This is a genomic window from Faecalibacterium sp. DFI.5.82 (genome assembly GCF_029076575.1).
Classification (GTDB): Bacteria; Bacillota; Clostridia; order Oscillospirales; family Ruminococcaceae; genus Faecalibacterium; species Faecalibacterium duncaniae.
In genome coordinates this window covers 1-297 of the sequence record NZ_JARFIS010000851.1, presented here as the reverse complement: position 1 = coordinate 297, position 297 = coordinate 1, and the positions used below count along the sequence as shown (strand labels likewise).

The window sequence follows — 297 nt, the reverse complement described above, 5'->3', positions numbered from 1 at the left end:
GGGGCAGTGCGGGTGACGGTGCTGGACCGCAACCCCAGGTGCGGCAAAAAGCTGTTGGCCACCGGCAACGGCCGCTGCAATTTGGACAACACCGGCCTTGCACCGGAGCAGTATTTCACCGCTGACCCCGCCGCCCTGCGGCCCCTGCTGGCCGCGGTGGATGCCGCCGCACCGCTGGAATGGTACGCGGCGCTGGGCCTGTACACCCGCACCGATGAGGCCGGGCGGGTGTACCCCTACTCCAACCAGGCCGCAGACGTGCTGGCCCTGCTGGAAGGCCACCTTGCCCGGCTGGGC

1 protein-coding gene is annotated in these 297 nt (G+C 70.4%); it reads left to right on the top strand.

What is annotated here, in order from left to right; translation table 11 throughout:
- Positions 1-297, top strand: a 297-nt coding sequence (locus tag P0G09_RS19200) for an NAD(P)/FAD-dependent oxidoreductase (RefSeq protein ID WP_275253467.1), incomplete at both ends; no start/stop codon positions are given.